This window comes from Kitasatospora sp. NPDC001225, assembly GCF_053597855.1.
Genome location: NZ_JBSFJC010000097.1, coordinates 14353 through 32488 on the forward strand (window position 1 = coordinate 14353; position 18136 = coordinate 32488).

An 18136-nucleotide genomic window follows, 5' to 3' on the forward strand; every position below is an offset into this window, starting at 1 on the left:
GCGGCCCGCTCGGCCTCCCCGCCCCGGAGCTGCCCGCCGGCCAGGCCGGGGTGTACCGGCCCGCCGCCGAGCCCGCGTACACCGTGGGCACCGGCGAGGAGCAGCGCTGGCGTTCGTTCCCGCGGCTGCTGGTGGTCCTGGCCGGCACAGCGGACGCCGGGTCCGCTCGGCGGTGGCGGAGGAGCGGCCCGATCACGCGCCCGGGTGTGGTGCGGCTCCGTCCGGAGTACGGGGGGAGTTGAAGGTGAAGGCGCGCGGGGAGGGGCCGTTCGCGCGCAGGTCGGCCAGTCGCTCCAGGGCCTCGTCGACGTCCGGCAGGTGCCCGGCCGGGACCCACCACAGGACCAGGTGCGCCTCGACGTTCCGCTCGAACCACTCACGCCGCCGCCGCATCGCCTCCAGGTGCCCGCTGCGGTAGGTGAACTCCCACAGCGCCTCCCGGCTCTCCCACACCGACATGTTGACGATGACGTCCTCGCCCGCCGGGCGCAGGGCGGTCGCGTCGTCCTTCCCGTCCGCGGCGAGCCGCCAGACGAAGCCGGGGGCGGTGTCGGCGGCGGCATTGACCGGGGAGACCAGATCGACGAACGGCGCGATGCGCGGGTCGTCGACGGGGTGGCGGAGCGTGGCGACGTTGAACTGGGCGAGGTGGTGGGAGGTCATGGCGCCATCCCAGCACGGGCCTTCTTTCTATGTCAATCAATATTGTTTTTAGAAGGCTCGACCACCACGCAGCACTCCCCGGGCCGGGCGTCCATCCGGGCGTGGAGGGCACCGTCCGCGCCGAGAAGTCCCTCCAGGAGGGCGAGGTTCATGCCGCAGACGAGGGGCGGGAAGCGCTCGGCGACGGAGTGGAAGGGGCAGTTGCGCATGCGAATGGCCCCCTCCTCCAGGCGGGGTTCGTACCCGCGGGCGGCCAGCAGCGCGACGGCCTCGTCGAGCCCCCCGCAGGGCGCGGCCGCTCCGCGCTCGGCCTCCCCCCGCCGCCGCGCGGCCGCGCGCAGCCCGTCGTCCAGCCCGGCCCGCTCGGCGGCCTCGGCGAGCAGTTCGGCGGCCGTCCGGTAGTCGCGCGCGGGCAGCGAGACCACCCGCTCGGCGCGCGTCCGCGTGTACACCTTCGCCGGCCGCCCCGCCCCCGGCCCCGACCGCCCGGTGAGCCTGCGGCTGCCGCTCTCCAGCAGCCCGGCCTCGACCAGCTTCTCCAGGTGGTGCGCCGCCAGTGTCCGCGCCACCCCGACGGCCTCCGCCGCCTCGTTCCGGCCCACCTCGCGGCCCTGGGCCGCCACGTACGCGTAGAGGCGGCGGCGCACGGGGTCGTGCAGGGCGGCGATCGCTTCGATGTGCTCCATGCGGCCATTCTAGGAACAATGGTCATTGGAGATAGAGGGGCGGGCCGCAGGGGTCGGCGGGTCGGCTCGACCTCATCCGGCTGGTCGTTCCGGGGAACGTACGGGCCCTGGACCCGGAGCTCCTGGTCGTGCACGCGGCCGGCGCCTCCGCGCGCTGCCGGGTGCCCGCCACCGGGGGGAGGCGCCGTTCTCGACGTAGGAGCCGAAGACGCGGTGGCCGGTGTGGCCGGGCAGGGCGTGGTAGCGGTAGGCACGCGGGCCGGGGTGGCGGGGGTCAGCGGCGAGCCGCCGGTACTGGAGGTGGGGCTGCCGGAAGACTTTTCCTCCCGAGAGCGATGAGTTCAGGCGGTAGCGGCGGTCAAACCTGAGAAAGCAACGACAGCCGACCAGGGAGACCTGAAATGTCCAGCACCGCCACCACGACCACCGCCACCTCCACCGCCACCGCCACCTCCACGAAGTCCAGCACGGCCGTGGTCCGGGTGGTCTGGACGCTGCGAATCCTGCTCGCACTCTTCTTCGCCCTGGCCAGCGCGCTGCCCAAGCTGCTCGCGCTCCCCGCCGCCACGACCGTTTTCGACGCCATCGGGGCAGGCCACTGGTTCATGTACCTGACCGGACTGGTGGAACTGGCCGGAGCGGTCGGCCTGCTGGTCCGCCGGCTGGCCGGGCCGGCCGCGACGGCACTGATCGTCTTCCTGGCGTTCGCGTTCGTCACCCAGCTCACCGCGATGCACGGCGAGAACGCGGGGACCCCGTTCATCTTCATGGTGCCGCTGGCCGTCATCGCCTGGAACCGACGGGCCGAGACGGCCGAGCTGCTCAGCCGCTCGCGCTGACCTGGTGCTTGAAAGGGTCCGTCAGCAGAGGCCTGAGCCGCGGCACGGGCGCCGGAACGGCGCCGCGCGAGCGTGGCGGCGGCAACAGCGAGGGCCGATGAGCAGCACGGTGAGCACCGCATCGTCCCCTGGCCGTCGTGCTCGGGGCGGCCAGCGCCGGTGCCCGGGCCCCAGGTCCAGTGGATCCGCCAGGCGCCGGCGTCGAACGGCACCGCCCCGGGGTCGGCACCGAGGAAACCGCGGCGCAGCCGGCGGCCTGCGCCCTACTGTGGGAGCGATCGGGTCCGGACGGCCGGGGCCGGGCGTGGGAGCGGCGCCGGCGCTCCTTCCCGTGGCTGCTGGTGGTCCTGGTCGGCATGGCGGCCCCCGGGGTGCGCTCGGCGGTGGCGGACCCGCGGCTGGCCGCCGAGGAGAACCCGGCCGTCGCCGAGATGCCGGCCGCTGTCCCGGCCGTCGCCGCCCGGATCGAGGACCCGGTCCAGCGCGGACCGTCCGCACCCATCTGGCAGCCGCTCGGCAGCCGCGGGCGGGTGTGCGGGTGGACGGAGCTGTCGGCGGCGAGTGGGAGCCGCTGAGTGGCCTGCCGCCGGCCGTCCCGGCCACCCTCAAGGCCTGCCGCAGGCGCGGAGAACCCTCGGCGGCTGTACGTCCTGCCTCCTGCAACCATCGTGTGGGTGCACTCGTTAACCCGAGGCGAACGGAGATGATCTCGCTGAAGGGAGACCCGGTATGACATGTGATGCCCCATGGATTGAGAAGCGGCGTTATGAGTACGCCGGCGGCCGCTACGTGGGCTGCGGAAACTGCGGCGGGGACCTGTGCACTGTCTGCAGGTCCAACCATCTACAGCCGAGCGGCGTGCACTTTGAGTTCAACGACGACAACATCTGCCCGGGCTGCAGTCCAGAGCGCTGATAAAGCCACGGAACCGTCCGGTCCGCGGCAGGACTCAGTGTGCCGATATACGTGACACCTGCGCGTAGCCGACGGGGTCGGCCCGCTCGCCTGGCCACCAGGCAGGCCGACCTGGCGGTTCAGAACGGGGGTCCGTCGTGCCAGCGGCCGTTGATTTCCTGATCGGCCCAGCCGACTTCGGCCCGGCTTGCCGGTGGCAGGCCACCGCGCCGGACTCCCACTTCACCCGCTCGACGACCTGCTCGATGCTCACCGCGGACGGCGGCCGGGTCGCGCTCGGCGGCAACCGCCTGATCACCACCAGCCTGGCCGGCGGGCGCACCGAGCGGAGCCTCGCCGCGTACCGCGGCGACGTCGGGATCGCCCTGGGCCGGCTCCCGGGCCTGCCGGGCCGAGGGGCGGCGCGCGCCGGGCTGCCGGTGCCGGTGCACCGGCCGGAAACCCCGGTGCCTTCGGGGTAGTGCGCCGGTAGCCTTCGGGCTGAGCGCAGACCGGGACCGAAGGACACCATGAACGACACCTCCGAGCTGGACCGCCCCGTCGGCGACCACGCCGTCCGCGAACTGGCCGACGCCGTCCAGGTGTTCTCCTACGCGATGGATCACCACTGTTCCTACCGCGGGCTGGACGATCCGGATCCGCGGGAGATCGCGGCCGTGCTGCGCGACAGTCTGGCCAGGCTGGCCGAGGCGCTGGAAGCCGGTGCGGAACTGGTGGCGGGACCGGACGGACTGCCGGGAGGCGGGGACGCCGAGCCCTGGCGGGAAGGCCGGGACCTCCTGCTCAAGGCGCGCGACGCGATGGCCCGCGCGGTGCCCGAGGGCTTCGACGAGGACGGAGCCGAGGACGGACCGGACGACTGGCCTGGCGATCCGGTCGCCCGGTGGTACCGCCTGCGCAAGGCGAGGTTCCGCACCTACCCGCGCTGACGCGGGCCGGGGCCCGGCTCCCGGCTCTGCCCGTGGCGAATCTGCGGCGGGCAGAAGGACGGCATCGGGGAGCGCTCGCGGGTCGACAGTGGAGTGGACGGCAACTCCGCCCCGACCAGGGAGAGCAGATGGCTCCACTCACCACGCCCCCGCCCCGCGCGGGGGAGGGCGACACCCCGCCCAGCCCTTTCGACGACCACCTCGCGGCGCAGCTGCTCGCCCAGCGGATCGTCCTCCTCGGCACCCAGGTCGACGACGTGTCGGCGAACCGGGTGTGCGCACAGCTGTTGCTGCTGTCGGCGGAGGACCCGCGCTCCGACATCGGCCTGTACATCAACAGCCCCGGCGGGTCGGTCAGCGCGGGGCTCGCCGTCTACGACACCATGCGGCTCATCCCGAACGACGTCTCCACGCTGGCGATGGGGTTCGCCGCCAGCATGGGCCAGTTCCTGCTCGCCGTGGGCTCGCCCGGCAAGCGGTTCGCGCTGCCGAACGCGCGGATCATGATGCACCAGCCCTCGGCCGGCATCGGCGGCACCGCCGCGGACATCGAGATCCAGGCGGAGAACCTCCAGTTCACCAAGCGGGCCATCGAGCGGATCACCGCCGAGCACACCGGGCAGAGCGAGGAGACGATCGCGCGCGACGGCGACCGGGACCGCTGGTTCACCGCCGAACAGGCCAGGGAGTACGGGATCGTGGACCGGGTGGTGGAGTCGGTCGCCGACATCCGTCCGGCCTCCTCCCGCCGACGGATGGGGCTGTGACATGGGCTCGTACGCGGTCCCCTACGTCGTCCAGCGCACCGCGCAGGGCGAGCGGTCCTACGACGTCTTCAGCCGGCTGCTGAACGAGCGGATCGTCTTCCTCGGCACCGAGATCGACGACGGCGTCGCCAACGTGGTCATCGCGCAGCTCCTGCACCTGGAGTCGGAGAACCCGGAACGCGACGCCCGACGGCGTACGAGCAGCACCACCGCAGTGCATGGTGACGGCAAGACTCGCAGGCCGCCGCAGTGACACCTGCCCGCAGCAGTCGCATCGCCCGACACGCGCGTCTGCCTCGGCTGCGCGCGCGACGATCCGACGGGGGCACCCGGACTTGGACGATCGCGGTCACCGGCACCGCCCACGATCCGTGGCGGGAAGGCCGTCCTCGACCGCAACGCACCGGTCGTGCTGGTCCTCAGCCCGCTGACCGCCATGTACAGCCGTGCCACGAACCAGAAGGGCTTGGCCATCACCATTGGCACCAGCGCCAACGAATCCGGCATCCCCCGGGACCTCACGTCCGCGCGGTACCTCGCCGCCGACGGTGGGGCGACGGCGCGTTCCACGGGCCGCTCACGGCCGAATCGGCCGAACCGGCTGAAACCGGAAGGGTGACCGTGGCATCCGGCCACGGTCACCCCACCACTCTTGATCCGGAGTTACGGTCAGGCCTGTACGGCGATGAGCTGGAACTTCTCGTTCGGGTCGCCGGTGCAGTCCCACAGGATGATCAAGGTGTCCGGTGTCGGACGCCGGCCGTGTGGCGGTTCAGCCTCGGAGGCGCTCCAGCAGGTGGCGGGCGCGGGCGGTCAGATCGGCCGCGCGGGCCGGGTCGGGGGCCACCGAGTGGAAGACCAGCGCCAGCATCACGACGGTGTCGAGCCGGTGCAGGAGGGCGGCCCTGGAGTACAGGTCGGGCAGCTCGGCCGAGTCCGCGTAGCCGGCCAGGATGCCGTCCGCGTCGATGCCGTTGTCCGCCAGCCTGGCGTACTCGGCGACCCTGGCCAGCTCCATCAGGACCGGGCCGACCAGGGCGTTGGACCAGTCGACGACGGCGGTGAGCCGCCCCCCGCTGCCGAGCAGGTTCTGCCGACGGACGTCCAGGTGCAGCAGGCGCGGCTCGCCCTCCTCGGCTTCGAGCACCGCGCGCATCCCGTCGGGATGGGGCAGCTCGGGCAGGTCGGGGGCGAACCCGCGCAGGGTCGCGTGACGGGTCACCAGCCGCGTGGTGAGGAAGGACGGGAAGTCCCCGGGCTCCTGGTAGGCGAGTTCGATCGACGGTGGCTCCACCCGGTGGAGGGCCGCCAGGAACGCACCGACCTCCTTCGGGGAAACCGTCAGCCCGTCGTGCCGCACGTAGCCCGCGAGGGAGACGACGAGGCCGTCCGCCATGGTGATCAGTTCGAGCGCGGGGGCGGTGGGCAGGCCCTGGCGGGCGAGGAGCCCGGCGATCTCGTGCTCCTGGCGGACGAGGTCACCGGCCTCCACCCGCCCGTAGGGCGCGGAGTAGACCCGGTGCCGGGGAACGCGCAGGGCGACCTCGCCGTGGGTGGCGCAGTGGGCGCGGTAGACGGCGAAGTCCACGCCCTCCCCGGCGAGGCCGCGCAGTTCGATCCCGCGTTCCCGGGCCACCCGGACGGCCACCTCGTGGGTGTCCAGCTCGTGGGTGTCCGGCTCGCCGTGTCGGGGGTCTGTCGTCACTGGGCGGTCCTTCCGGCGGGGATCGGGAGATGGGTGGCCAGGGCCGCGAAGCCGTCCAGGGTGGTGACGCGGGGGCCCGTGAAGCCGGGGAAGCGAGCGTAGCGGTCGAGCAGGACTGGATGCAGACCCGCCCTCTGGGCTCCCTCGACGTCGATGACGACCGAGTCGCCGACGAAGACGCACTCCCCCGGTGGACGGCCGAGCCGTTCGCAGGCGAGGACGAAGATCTCCGGTCCGGGCTTCTCCAACCCGACCTCGCTGCTGATGACGACGGTGTCGAAGAGCCCCGTGAGGCCGGTGCCGTCGAGGATGTCGCGCAGCCACCGGTCGAAGTTGGAGACCAGGGCGAGCGGGTGGCCGGCCGCGCGCAGGGCCCGCAGGCACGGTACGGCGTCGGGGTAGGCACGGTACCGGGCCGGGTCGAGGATGTGCCGGGCCGCGCGCTCGGCCGCCTCGGCCGAGGCGTTGCCCCCGGCCCTGCGCAGCGCCTCGCGGCAGAACCGGCTCCACATGGCGAGTCGTCGCTCGGGGTCGGGTTCGTCGTCGGGCCAGTCGCCTTCGGAGCCGATGGCCCACAGCGCCTGGCGGACGGCGGTGGTGTCGGGGGCCCCGTCCCGGCCGAGCCAGGCGGTGGAGAGCAGCTCGGGTATCGCGGGCACGAGCTCGACGAGGGTGTCGGCGGCGTCGAAGAGGACGGCGGGCAGGGCGGGGCCGGGGGTCGGCGCGGAGGTCATCGCAGTTCCTCGTCGGTGATGAGCATGGTGCACAGGCCGCCTCGGGTGGCCTCGGCGGCGTGATGGGCGGCCTCGGCGTCGGGCCGGTTCAGGACGAGGGTGTTCTCCGAGCCGGAGAAGTAGTCGCTCATCAGCACGGCGGTGGCCGGACGTCCGCTCAGCCGGGCGGCGCGCAGGGCGAGTTCGACGTCGCCCTTGTACATCTCGACCAGCACGCAGGTGATTCCGGCGGCGAGGTAGCAGGTGAGCTCGCCGAGGAACTGCTCGGCGGGGAGCTTGTGCCGACTGTGCAGGCCCGAGAAGTAGGCGAAGGAGCGCGCGAACGGGTCGGTGCGGAAGCGATCCGCGTTGTGGGAGGCGGCGAGCAGGCCGATCGGCACACCGGGGGTGACCCTGATCTCCCGGTTGGTGACGGGAAGGCCGTCCAGGACGTCGTAGGTGTCCGGATTCCCCTCGATGAGCAGGCCGACCCGGTCGACCCCCTTCTCGTGGAGGCCGCGCAACGCGTCGTCGACGTGGTGGATGTTGGCGTCGAAGTCGCCGAACTCGTACGGCAGGACGTGTGCGGTCAGCCGGTCGTGGTCGGGCAGCAGCGGGAAGGTGTTGGCGTGCGTCCAGTCCGACATGACGATGTCCTCGACTCCTTCGAGCGCCCGGACGGCCTCTGCGGGGTCGGCGACGGTCCAGGGGCCTACCCCGACCGCGTGGACGGTCTGGACGGCACCCCGCGGCTTCGTGCGACATCGTTCCAGCCGACGCTCGATGGCCGACTTCCTGCGGGCGAGGAACGCGTCGGGCATCACGAAGGACACTCCCGTCCGGGCGGCCCCGGACGGCGCCTCCAGCAGGGCGGACTCGGTGGCCGCGGCGGCGAACCCTGCCAGCCCCCACTGGTCCCCGACGAAGGCCACCGGGCGCCCCCAGCCGAGGGCACCGAGCGACGCGGTCAGGTCCTGCTCGAATCCGCGCGGACGCAGTGCGACGAACCCGCCCGACACCGGCGAGACCGGGTGGCGCTCCCCGCCCGCGGTGACGACGGTCCGGTTGCGCACCTCGGCGGCGGCACGGAACACCGCCATGCCGACCAGGGCGGCCTCATTCTCTACAGCAATCACGACTGTCCCTTCATCGCAGGGCTATGACTTCGGTTGGTCGACGGCGGGCACGGCCGGATCGGCCCTGGCGAGCCGGGCCTCGGACAGCAGGGCGGGGACGACCAGCAGCAGGGCCGCCACCGCCAGGAGGCTGCCGGCGAGGAACGCGGCGCGCGTGCCCCAGAGGTCGGCGAGCAGACCGTAGAGGGCGGCGCCGAGCGGCATCGTGCCCCAGGCGAAGAGCCGGTAGACGCCGATGGAGCGCCCCAACATCTGCTCGGGCACCAGGGATTGGCGTACGGAGACGGCCACGACGTTCCAGACCATGATGGCGGCGCCGGAGGCGAGGTTGGCGGCGCCGACGACCCATGGGCTGGTGGTGGCGGCGATGACGGGGCCGCAGGCGGCGACCACCGCGAGGGCGGCGGCGAGCGCGCGGGCGCGTCCCAGCCGACGGGTGGCCCGGTCCGCGACCGCGCCGCCCAGCACCCCTCCGAGCGCGGAGGCGGCGACGAACAGGCCGTAGCTGGACGCGGGGACGTGCAAGGTCTCCCGGATCAGCAGGACGAAGATCGCGATCTGCCCGAGGTAGACGGCGTTGACGAGTCCCGCCGCGAGCGTGAGCGCCCGCATCAGGCGGTCGCGGGCGACGAAGGCGATGCCTTCGGCGATCTCCTGGAGCAGCTTGCGGGGGGTGTCGGGACGGCTCGACCGGCTGGCCGGCAGAGCGCTGAGGAAGCCGGCCGACAGCAGGAACGAGACGGTGTTCACCAACAGCGGCACGAACTGGCCGATCCCGAAGAGCCAGCCGCCGAGGACGTGCCCGACCATGTCGCGGCTCAGCGTCTGGGAGGTGAACAACCGCCCGTTCGCGGAGGGCAGGCGCTCGGCCGTCACCAGTGCGGGCAGCACGGCGAACGAGGCGCAGTCGAAGAGGACCTCACCGATGCCGAGCACCGACGCGACGGCCACCAGGGACCACAGGTGCAGTGCGTCGTTCAGCAGCAGGACCACGGCGATGGCGAGCGCGCCGGCCCGCAGGAGGTCGGCGGCGACCATCAGCGCACGCCGGTCGCACCGGTCCGCCAGGGCGCCGATCGGGAGGCTGAGCAACAGCCAGGGCAGGGTGGAGGAGGCGGTGACCAGGCTGACCGCGAAAGGGGAGTCGAGCAGGGCCGCGGCCAACAGCGGCAGGGCCGAGAACCGGACGCCGTCGCCCAGCGCGGATATGGTCGAGGCCGTGAGCAGCCTGCGGTAGGCGGTCTCGGAACCCGCGGTCCGGGTCATGCCGGCTGTCCGTCGGCTGCTCCGCCGTCGTTCGGGGCGAACACGGCGTAGCGCAGCTCGCTCGTGTACGACGCTCCGTTCACCCGCAGCCAGCGCTGCTCGGTGGACGGCAGCAGCTCGGAGATCACGACCGTTCCCTCGACCCCGCGCACCAGCCGGAAGAACTGCCGGACGATCAGAGGGGCGTCCCAGTCCACGTAGACGGGCTTGGGCTGGCCGGGCAGCTTCGCGAACACTCGGCGCGGCCACCCATACCGGGCGCGCAGCCGGCAGGCGGTGAGGTACTCGGCCGCGTCGTCGGCCTTCACCGGACTGCCGGTGGGCGACCACCCGCGCAGCTCCGAGGCGGGGATCCGCCAGAGTTCGCGCTGCAGGACGGTGCGCCGGTGGCGGATGCGCGGAACGTGCGGGAGCTCGCCGAGGTCGAGGCCGTTGCCGCCGTGCAGACGCGGGAACGCGAAGGGCGCCAGCGGGTCGTCCATGAGGGTGTAGCCGCCGGCGGGGGGTGCGAGCAGCCGGATCCTTTCCGGTCGCCCTTGGGTGCGTAGCTCCAGCCGGGGGCCGTTCAGGAGCAGGTGGAGGTCCGAGGGGTGCAGGACATCGGCGCGGTCCTTCGGCGAGCGGCCCAGGATCTCCAGGTCCGGTCCCGGGAAGGATTGCTGGCAGGCGGTCTTGTCCTGATGGCCGCGCAGCACGTCCACGAGGATCTCGTCCTCGGCCAGGAGGGTCCGGTACCGCGCTTCGATCTCCTCGGTCAGTCGGGGCGCGCGCTCGACGGCTTGGACCGAGAGGCTGCTGTGGGTCAGCAGGTCCCGGCCCGCGTGCAGTTCTCCGACGACGACCTGGAACTCTCCTGCGGCCCGCTCGCGGCGAGCAGCACGTCCGGGTTACAGAAGGCGGCGGGCCCCTGGGGGAGACCGGCCCTGAGTTCATCGATCCGCTCGTCGGGCACGACGATCTCGCGGGCCGCCGGGTCGGCCGTGCCGAGCAGCTGCCGGGCCACGGTGGCCCGCAGCCGGTCCACCTCCGTCGTCACGTCGGAGCAGCGCAGGGCGAGTTGCTCGCGGTCCTCGACGAACGCACGGTAGAAGTCGGCCAGCGGAACGGGGCGGTCCGGGCCGAAACGGTCGCGGAACCAGCGGGTGAGGATGTCGGTCTCCAGGCGCAGCCGCAGGCGGGGGGCCGCGAGCGCGATCTCGTAGACGAACGCCAGCTCCTCGCTGAGGACCTCGGCGAGTTCCGAGCCGATCCGCAGGTCGTCGAGCTCGCCGTGGGCCTCCTCCCACACCACGCTGCGGTCGGCGTAGTGGTGGCCTCCGAAGCGGTTCGCCGGGCCGGCCGTGAGCTCCTCGAAGCGGGCTTTCAGAGCGGCGAGCGCGGTCGGCCGTTCGGGGTACGGGGCCTGGGCGAAGGCGGCGACGGCGGCTTCCAGCTCAACCGTCCACGCCATCGCGGGGTGGTCTCCGGCGTCGGCGGCGACGAGCTGCGCGCGCAGTGCGGCGAGCGGCCGGGGATCCCCGACGGGTACCTCCGGCCAGGCGGTGGCCAGGCCGCGGTCGGCGAGGTCGGCGAGCGCCTCGTCGAACCCGGGGCCGTCGTCGCCGTCGCCGTCGGCGGAGGCCCCGAACCTGCCGTACCACTCGGCGGACAGTTCCTCCAGCGTCCGGACGCCGTCGAGTCGGCGCAGCAGCCAGTCCTGGGCCGGACCGACGGCGACGCGTCCGATCCGGTCGAAGCGCCAGTCGACACCCGGGGCCGACTCCACGCCGCACGAGTAGAGGTCGACGCCTGTGTGAGCGCCGTCGCCCTGGTCGAGGAAGGCGAACGGCAGCCGGCGGGGCCGGACGAGCGTGCGCAGGGCGGGGTCCTCGCCGAGCTTCCTGGCCAGCCGGGCCGCCGCCCAGTGGCTGACGTAGGCGCGGCGCAGGACGGCGGATCCGTCGGTCCAGTCGAGTGTCCCCCCGCCTGCGACCCGGGCGACGTTCAGAGGTCCGAAGTGCGAGTGGGTCTCGTTCTTCGTGGTGACTCGCTGGAGGTACATCGTGAGCAGGTCGGTCATCTTCTGTGCGTGGGCGCGCCGACGACCGGTCACCGTCGGGTCGAAGGCGTCCAGCCAGGCCAGGAACTGGGGTGCGGCGGCGTCGTTCGACAGCAGCAGGACGTCCCGGAGCCGTTCGTCGGCGAAGACCTCGGCGACGGCCAGTCGCCCCTCCCACATCCGCTGCGCGTGACTCTCGGCGAACTCCCGGCAGGCCCGCCGCAGTTCCGTGACCTGGTTCTGGAAACCGGCCAACGGACCGCTCCGTGGGCCCAGTTCACGCGTGGCCGCGGCCAGGTCCGGCTCGGTCAGCGGCCGCAGCATGCCGATCGCGTTGCCGATCGCGTCGCCGACGGCCCTGCTGAGGGCCTCGTCGGCGGCCACCGGGGGCCGCTTCAGCTCCTCCTTCGCCGCGGCCGCGGCCTCCAGCAGTGCGGCGTACCGGTCGAACAGGGCGCGTGCCTCGGCGTCGGCGCCCTCGTCGACCAGACCGGAGAGCAGTTCGAGCGGGAAGCCGGCCTGGCGGACGAGCGCGGTGGGCGCCAGTGACCACCGGGGTCGGCCCGACGCGAGGGGGGAACGGGAGTACCGGGCCGGCGGGCTCGGGCTGTCCGTGGTCGCCATCAAGAGAACCTCTCGGCTCGTGGGAGGGTGGGAGCCCGTACGGGCTGGGCACCGCGGCCTGCCGAGGGCCCTGCCGACAGGCGGGCGAGGGCAGGCGCGGGCGCGCGTGGAGGGGGTGGAGGGGCGGGCCGGCGGGCGCGTCAGCCCGCGCTCGGGGAACGGCCGGGCTACGCGGGCGCGTCCGTCCGGGAGAAGACCGTGCAGCGCAGCTCGCTGGTGTGGCGGCGGCCGTCCACCTCCAGCCAGAGCCCGTCGGGCCCGGGCAGCATCTCGCTGAATTCCAGCGCCCCCTCGGCGCCCTTGACGAGCCGGACGAGCTGGCGCACCAGCAGGGGCGCCTCCCAGTCCAGGAAGACCGGCTTGGGCTCGCCGGGGATCTTCACGAAGCAGTACCGGGGCAGCCCGAGCCGCTCGCGCAGCCGTACGGCCCCCAGGTGCGCCGCCGTGTCCGCGGCCACCGCGTGGCCGCCGGGCGACCACGGGCGCAGGTCGGAGACGGGCACCCGCCAGCTCTCACGCCTCAGGACCACCCGGCCGCAGCGAATGCGGGGAACGTGCGCCAGGTCGTCGGTGCGGATGCCGATTCCACCGAAGTGGCGGGGGAAGGCGAACACCGAAAGCGGATCGTGGCGGATGCCCGGACCACCGGCGAAGGGGGACTTGAGCCGCAGCCGGCCGGACACCCCCCGGGCTCGCAGCTCGAGGTGCTCGGGCGCCACCGTCACCGACAGTTGTGCGGGCTGGACGACCTGGTCGCGCGGTTTGCCGGACCGCCCGTGCACCTCGACGTCCGGGCAGGGGTAGGTCAGTTGGGCACCGGTCTTGTCGAGGTGGGCACGCGCCAGGTCGACGATGATCTCGTCGGGATCCAGCAGTTCCTCGTACCGCTGCTGGGCCTCGGCCACGATGCCGTCGGCGCGGGCGGCCAGCAACGGGGCGAGACTGGAGTGGGTGAGCGGGTCACGCAGGGCGTGGCAGTCCCCGACCACAGCCGTGAAGTCCCCATCGGCCAGGGCCCGGACGTCCCGGGCGGCGAGCATCACGTCGGGGCTGCACAGGGCCGGCACATCGCCCGAGTGCCGGGCGATCAGCTCCTCGAGGCGCGTTCGGTCGACCTGCACCTCGCGCCGGTCCGCGCCCTCGCCCGTGTCCGGGAGCAGGACCTTCCTGAGCTCGCGCTCCACGGCGGCGATCTCGTCGTCCACCTCGGCGCAGGCGGCTTCCAGCTCCGGACGGTCGGCGAAGAACGCCTGGTAGAAGTGGTGCAACGGGACGTCCACACCGATACCGAAGCGGTCCTGTGCCCACCGCGTCAGGATCGCGCGCTCCCGCTGCATCCGCAGACGCGGGGCGAGCAGGACGAGCCCGTACACGGGCGTCAGCTCGCCGGTGACGAAGTCGGTGAGGCCCGGGCCGACGACCAGGTCACGCTGGGGTCCGTGCGCCTCCTCGTAGAAGAGGGACCGGTCCGCGTAGTGGGTGCCGCCGGGGCGCTCGGCGGCCCCACCGGTCAGCGCCTCGAAGTCGGACTTGAGCGAGGCGAGGAGCGCGGCCCGATCAGCCGCCGCGGCGAGCGGGAACTCCGCGAGGAAGCGGTCGAAGCGTTCCAGGGCCGCGTGGAGGTCACCGGCGTCGCCGTCCGCCTCTGCCACCAGCTCACTGAGCGTGTCGAGCGGCCTGACGGCGCCGATCGGGATCTCCGCCGCCGTCACCAGCCAACCGTCCGCCTCGGCCCGGCTCAGCGCCTCGTCCAGTTCGGCGCCCGGGCGTCCGGTGCCCGCCGCCCATTCCCGGTGGAGTTCGTCGACGGTGCGCCGGGCGTCGCAGTGGCACCACAGCCAGTCGGCCGCCTCGTCCACGGCGGAGCTGCCCACCACCACGAATCGCCAGTCGCCGGGCATGCCGGTCCGGGTGCGGAAGGCGAACAGGTCGATCCGGTCGCCGTCCCGGAAGGCCAGCGGTCGCAGGCGGGGCCGGACCCGGCCGCGCAGCCGCGGGTCGGCGCTGAAGGTCTCCGCGAGGCGCTCCGCCGCCCAGTGGCTGAAGAAGGCGACGCGCTCGATCGGGCCATCCGTCCAGGTGAGACCGTCCGCCGTGTCTCGATCGCCCGCTTCGAGCGTGAGGGAGCCCACACTCACCGGCCCGAAGTGGGAGGTGGTCTCGTTCTTCGAAGCGACCCGCTGCAGGTACATCGTGAGCAGGTCGGTCATCCGGCGGCCGGTCCGGTCGGACAGCGCGCCGTCCCGGTCCAGCCAGGACGCGAAACGCGGGTAGTGGGCCTCGTTGGAGAGCAGAAGCACCTGCCGAAGCGCGGTGTCCTCGCGGAACAGCCGGGCGACGTACCGCCGGGACCCCTCCAGCGCTGCCGCGTACCGCTGCTCTAGTGCGGAAACACTGTTCTTCAGGCCCCGCAGCGCATCCTGATATCCCGTCAGTGACTCGGCGAACTCGGCCGGCAGCCCGGCGGCGTCCTCTTCGGCGAGGTCGCGTAACAGCCCGAGCCGGGACAACGCTCGCTGCCGGCCGTCGACGTCACCCTGGCGGATCATCTTCGCCAGTTGGTCGGCCAGTTCGGCCGCGTGGTCCGTCGCGGCTCGCGCCGCCGACAGCTCGGCGCTGAGGTCGTGCGCCAACGGATCCAGTGTGTCCAGTGCGAAGCCGGCCTGCCGGAGAAGCCCATGGCTCATCGCGGTCCAGGTTTCAGCCATGACTCATCCCCCATTACGCACGGCGTGCCAACCGGACCTCTGGTCGCCGCCGGTCAGGACGTGGCACCCGTGCTTCGGGCACACTGCCACCTGTCCCGGCAGAAGAACCTCGAGCCGATAGCTCCGTGTAGTCCCCCGGATTCGTACTCGGCGGATCGTACCCGGCTTGACGGTGTCCTTCCAAGATTATTTCGCGCATGATCGCCGCCGGGGCTCGAGGCCCTGGGCGGGCGCCCTGGAGCGCGCCGATGGCCGCGAACATCTCGTCCGCTTCGTGGACGGGTTGCGTGGCGGCGTCGGTGAGCTCCAGCAGCGAACGCGGCAGTCGCCGACGCGGGTTCGCCCTGCTCGCCGTTCCGCTGACGCTGTTCCGGGCCGCGCCCGACCGTGCGACGGTGCTCGCCCGGCCGCGGACCGTGAGTCTGCGGCCCCCGGCCGAGGACAGCCGTCGGCTGCCCCGCCTGCCGCCAGGCCCGAACGCCGCCGGCGCCGCCTCGAGGAGTCCCTGCCCGCCCTACGGGACGATGCCCGCGCCGGACCCGCCGGTCGCTGCCGGGGGTGCGGTGACATCAACTGCCGCGCATCGTTCGGCCCTTCCGTGGACGGGGCGGACAGCTCGGCGAGGAGCGCGGGATCGGGCCCGTCGTGGCGGGCCGGGCCCTCGTCGATCCCGTCGTGGAAGTCGCACACCAACCGCCCGGCGTGCTCCAGCGTGCGCACCGACTCGGGTGCGGTGACGTCGAGTTCTCCGGGACGGGCGAGCAGGGGCGGGAACGTGGGCGGGGTCGGGGCCGGCGTGCGGTGTCGGGGGACGGTGCGGTCGTTCGTCCGGGTTCCTGCGGAGGTGCTGCTGCCTGCTCGTGGCCGACGGCTGCTCGCGGGGACGGGGCGGGCGCGGGTGGGTGTTCGGATACCCGGGTCACGGGCGTACGTCGTGGGCGTACGGGGACGACCGGCGGTTCAGCAGGGGGTGGGCGCGTCGAGCGGGGAGGGGACGGAGTGGGACTGCGGTTCGGCCGCCCGGAGGCCGACCTGGTCGCACAGGGCGCCGATACGCGCGGCCGCGGCGGGGGCGACCGGGCCGGTCAGGGCCGCGGCGAGGTCGTCGCAGAGGGCCAGGACGGCGGCCTCGGCCTCGCAGCCCCACAGGGGTCCGAACCGGGCCGGTGGCAGCGCGTGGTGGAAACATGCTTGTACCTCCCTGGAAGTGGTCCGGTGCGCGTTCGACCGGACAGCCGGCGAAGGGGGCACGCCTTTGCGACGGCCTTCACGGATGTGGCCCCCGTCCTGCCCTGAGGATCACCAACGACCTTGTCGATCACGGGTCACGGCCTCGACCCGACGCGCGTCCGAAGGGTCGTGTGGTCTTCCCGCCCTCTTGCCGGGCGCTCGCGAGCTCCTGGGCCCGCGGGCGCCCGGCAAGACGGCGACGGTGCCGGCGGGACAGCAGGACCACCGGTGAGCGAGGACTACGGGATCGCGGCCGGCGACGACGGCGACGTCGACCGGGGCCCGGCCGAGGACGCGGGCCGGAAGGCGTAGGCCGCCGAGGTGCCCAGCCCGCGGGGCTTCGCGAGGGCTCCGAAGGCCGTTCGGCCGAAGCGGCCGGTCAGCTCGTGCCACCGGTAGGAACCGGCCAGTGCCTCCTGCAGGGCTCCGACGAATTCCACCGCGTCGGGGGGTACGGTCCCGGGGGCCCCGGCGAGGGTGTGCACCCTGGCGGTCAGCAGGGCGTTGACGATGTCTTCGGCGCCGCGCCGGTCGGTCCCGAGGACCTTGCGGGTCACCTCCACACCGTTGTTGCCGACCGTGCCCTCGGCGGCCTCCCGGTCGTAGGACACGATGTCGTTGTGCAGGCTGACGCCGTCCACGAACGCGTCCAGGGCGGTGCGGAACTCGCGGCGGCCGTGGACGTGCCGCGGGAGCTCGCCGACCGCGTGTTCCATCAGCACGGCGGTGAACTGCAGGCCGCCGAAGTCGCGGCGGGCCCCGAGGTACTCGATCAGGTCGGTCACGGCGTGGTCGACGTGGTCGAGCTCCCACAGCACTCCGTCCAGGAAGCGCCGCACGCTGCCGACGAACCGGTCGCGCCAGGGCAGGGTCATGGTCGCGGCCGTGCCGGACCACAGGTCGGCGAAGGCCCGCTCCACCGGATTGTCCGGGACGAGCGGCCGTGGGAGGCCGTCCAGCGGCAGGAACCGCATCAGCCGTTCCGCCCGGGCCTCGGCCGACGCCCGGTCGTGGTCGCGCCGGACGAGCGGCAGGAACAGATCGTCGACGAACCACAAGGCGACGTGCCAGTCCGTGACGAGCTCCAACTCGTGGGCGCCGGCGTCCGGGTGGGTCAGGGCGACGAACAGCGGGAAGTCCGCCCGGCCGAACGCGTCCTCGCTCCATCGCTCCGGCCACTCCAGGTACTCCTCGTCGAACATGCCCATCCGCCCGGCCCACTCCCTGGCGTGTGCGCGGGCCTGATCGACGTGCGGGTTGAGCCGGGACCGGAACGGCATGTGGAACCGCGGCCGTGCAAGGAACCCCATGGTCGGCAGTCTCCCGCCCCGGCACCCGCTCCGGGCCCCGATCATGCCGGAGCCACCCCTACGCTACGGGTCGGGTTGCGCGCCGCGCCGTGACCGCCGTGGACGTCCGGCTGTCGAGGTCGTTCCGGTGCCTTCCCCGAAACGGACGGCTCGTCCGGAATGACGTCCGGGCCGACTGTAGGCGCTTCGCCCGTACCGGCGGCACTCGTCCGGCATTCGGCCCAGCGGGCCCGCCCTCCAGGGGCGACGCCTGCCCGTCCCGGCCACGGCACCGGCCCGGAATGGATATGCGCAGGGTATGAGAATCACCTGCCGCGCCGCCCTCGGCGTCCCGTTGATGGCCGCTGCCGCCCTGGTCCTGCCCGTCGGCCCGGCCGCCGCGGCCACCGGAAACCTCTACCTCAACAACGCGGAGGTCTACACGGACCCCTCCGGCTGCTACCCCCTGGAGGACTCCAGCATCGTCGACAACAACACCGACACGGCCGTGACCCTCTACTCGGGGCCGGACTGCGACGGAGAGGAGCTCGGCCGCATCAGCGCCGGTGACGACGAGAGCGCCACCGGCGCCCGGAGCCTCTACGTCCCCTGACTCCCCCGTGGCCGC

Annotated in this window: 18 protein-coding genes and 1 pseudogene; 8 read left to right on the forward strand and 11 right to left on the reverse strand. The window is 73.1% G+C overall.

The features are described 5' to 3' along the window. Window positions 1-192: 192 nt before the first annotated feature. Both ACWDCZ_RS27990 and ACWDCZ_RS27995 read right to left on the reverse strand, forming a co-directional pair. Window positions 193-663, reverse strand: a complete 471-nt coding sequence (locus tag ACWDCZ_RS27990) for a DUF3291 domain-containing protein (protein ID WP_049660689.1) — start codon at window positions 661-663, stop codon at window positions 193-195. A 32-nt stretch (window positions 664-695) separates the two neighbouring features. Continuing rightward, window positions 696-1349 carry a helix-turn-helix transcriptional regulator gene (locus tag ACWDCZ_RS27995; RefSeq protein WP_449817265.1) on the reverse strand — a complete coding sequence of 218 codons (654 nt, stop codon included), beginning with the start codon at window positions 1347-1349 and terminating at the stop codon, window positions 696-698. Between the two features lie 401 nt (window positions 1350-1750). On the opposite strand from ACWDCZ_RS27995, the gene ACWDCZ_RS28000 reads away from it, so the two are divergent. The 7 genes and pseudogenes from ACWDCZ_RS28000 to ACWDCZ_RS28030 all read left to right on the forward strand — a co-directional run bounded on the left by ACWDCZ_RS28000 (window position 1751) and on the right by ACWDCZ_RS28030 (window position 5418). Beyond that, window positions 1751-2188 (forward strand): DoxX family protein, encoded by a 438-nt coding sequence (locus ACWDCZ_RS28000; RefSeq protein WP_449817266.1) that lies wholly within the window; start codon window positions 1751-1753, stop codon window positions 2186-2188. A 179-nt stretch (window positions 2189-2367) separates the two neighbouring features. Further along, window positions 2368-2763 (forward strand): hypothetical protein, encoded by a 396-nt coding sequence (locus ACWDCZ_RS28005; RefSeq protein ID WP_449817267.1) that lies wholly within the window; start codon window positions 2368-2370, stop codon window positions 2761-2763. Between the two features lie 477 nt (window positions 2764-3240). Further along, the gene (locus tag ACWDCZ_RS28010) at window positions 3241-3564 is read left to right on the forward strand and encodes an arylamine N-acetyltransferase (RefSeq protein WP_449817268.1); all 324 of its coding nucleotides are present in this window, start codon (window positions 3241-3243) and stop codon (window positions 3562-3564) included. Window positions 3565-3612: 48 nt separating this feature from the next. Beyond that, entirely contained in the window at window positions 3613-4032 is a 420-nt protein-coding gene (locus ACWDCZ_RS28015; RefSeq protein WP_449817269.1) for a hypothetical protein, read from the forward strand. 128 nt (window positions 4033-4160) lie between these two features. After that, a complete protein-coding gene (locus ACWDCZ_RS28020; RefSeq protein ID WP_049649240.1) occupies window positions 4161-4799 on the forward strand; it encodes an ATP-dependent Clp protease proteolytic subunit in 639 nt (212 codons plus the stop codon). Between the two features lies 1 nt (window position 4800). Continuing rightward, window positions 4801-4983: pseudogene (locus tag ACWDCZ_RS28025) on the forward strand (ATP-dependent Clp protease proteolytic subunit); the annotation flags it as partial. 225 nt (window positions 4984-5208) lie between these two features. After that, window positions 5209-5418: a hypothetical protein gene (locus ACWDCZ_RS28030; RefSeq protein WP_159028308.1), complete on the forward strand. Its 210-nt coding sequence runs from the start codon at window positions 5209-5211 to the stop codon at window positions 5416-5418. Window positions 5419-5571: 153 nt separating this feature from the next. On the opposite strand, the gene ACWDCZ_RS28035 is transcribed toward ACWDCZ_RS28030, so the two are convergent. The 9 genes from ACWDCZ_RS28035 to ACWDCZ_RS28075 form a co-directional block, all read right to left on the reverse strand. Next, window positions 5572-6504: a phosphotransferase family protein gene (locus ACWDCZ_RS28035; RefSeq protein WP_049649242.1), complete on the reverse strand. Its 933-nt coding sequence runs from the start codon at window positions 6502-6504 to the stop codon at window positions 5572-5574. Further along, window positions 6501-7238: an HAD family hydrolase gene (locus ACWDCZ_RS28040; protein WP_049649243.1), complete on the reverse strand. Its 738-nt coding sequence runs from the start codon at window positions 7236-7238 to the stop codon at window positions 6501-6503. Before ACWDCZ_RS28040 ends, ACWDCZ_RS28035 begins: the two co-directional genes overlap by 4 nt. Continuing rightward, window positions 7235-8353, reverse strand: a complete 1119-nt coding sequence (locus tag ACWDCZ_RS28045) for a hypothetical protein (protein ID WP_380775450.1) — start codon at window positions 8351-8353, stop codon at window positions 7235-7237. Before ACWDCZ_RS28045 ends, ACWDCZ_RS28040 begins: the two co-directional genes overlap by 4 nt. A 21-nt stretch (window positions 8354-8374) precedes the next feature. Further along, the gene (locus tag ACWDCZ_RS28050; protein WP_449817273.1) at window positions 8375-9712 is read right to left on the reverse strand and encodes an MFS transporter; all 1338 of its coding nucleotides are present in this window, start codon (window positions 9710-9712) and stop codon (window positions 8375-8377) included. Further along, the gene (locus tag ACWDCZ_RS28055) at window positions 9616-10446 is read right to left on the reverse strand and encodes a lantibiotic dehydratase (RefSeq protein ID WP_449817274.1); all 831 of its coding nucleotides are present in this window, start codon (window positions 10444-10446) and stop codon (window positions 9616-9618) included. The genes ACWDCZ_RS28050 and ACWDCZ_RS28055 overlap by 97 nt, the downstream gene beginning before the upstream one ends. After that, window positions 10422-12281: a hypothetical protein gene (locus ACWDCZ_RS28060; protein ID WP_449817270.1), complete on the reverse strand. Its 1860-nt coding sequence runs from the start codon at window positions 12279-12281 to the stop codon at window positions 10422-10424. The genes ACWDCZ_RS28055 and ACWDCZ_RS28060 overlap by 25 nt, the downstream gene beginning before the upstream one ends. 167 nt (window positions 12282-12448) lie before the next feature. Next, window positions 12449-14989, reverse strand: a complete 2541-nt coding sequence (locus tag ACWDCZ_RS28065; RefSeq protein WP_449817271.1) for a lantibiotic dehydratase — start codon at window positions 14987-14989, stop codon at window positions 12449-12451. Between the two features lie 960 nt (window positions 14990-15949). Further along, window positions 15950-16240 (reverse strand): hypothetical protein, encoded by a 291-nt coding sequence (locus tag ACWDCZ_RS28070; RefSeq protein ID WP_049649248.1) that lies wholly within the window; start codon window positions 16238-16240, stop codon window positions 15950-15952. 218 nt (window positions 16241-16458) lie between these two features. Continuing rightward, window positions 16459-17529, reverse strand: coding sequence for a terpene synthase family protein (locus tag ACWDCZ_RS28075; RefSeq protein WP_449817272.1), 1071 nt, complete (start codon window positions 17527-17529; stop codon window positions 16459-16461). 298 nt (window positions 17530-17827) lie between these two features. Between ACWDCZ_RS28075 and ACWDCZ_RS28080 the strand changes: the two genes are divergently transcribed. After that, entirely contained in the window at window positions 17828-18121 is a 294-nt protein-coding gene (locus ACWDCZ_RS28080) for a hypothetical protein (RefSeq protein ID WP_049649250.1), read from the forward strand. Window positions 18122-18136 lie beyond the last annotated feature (15 nt).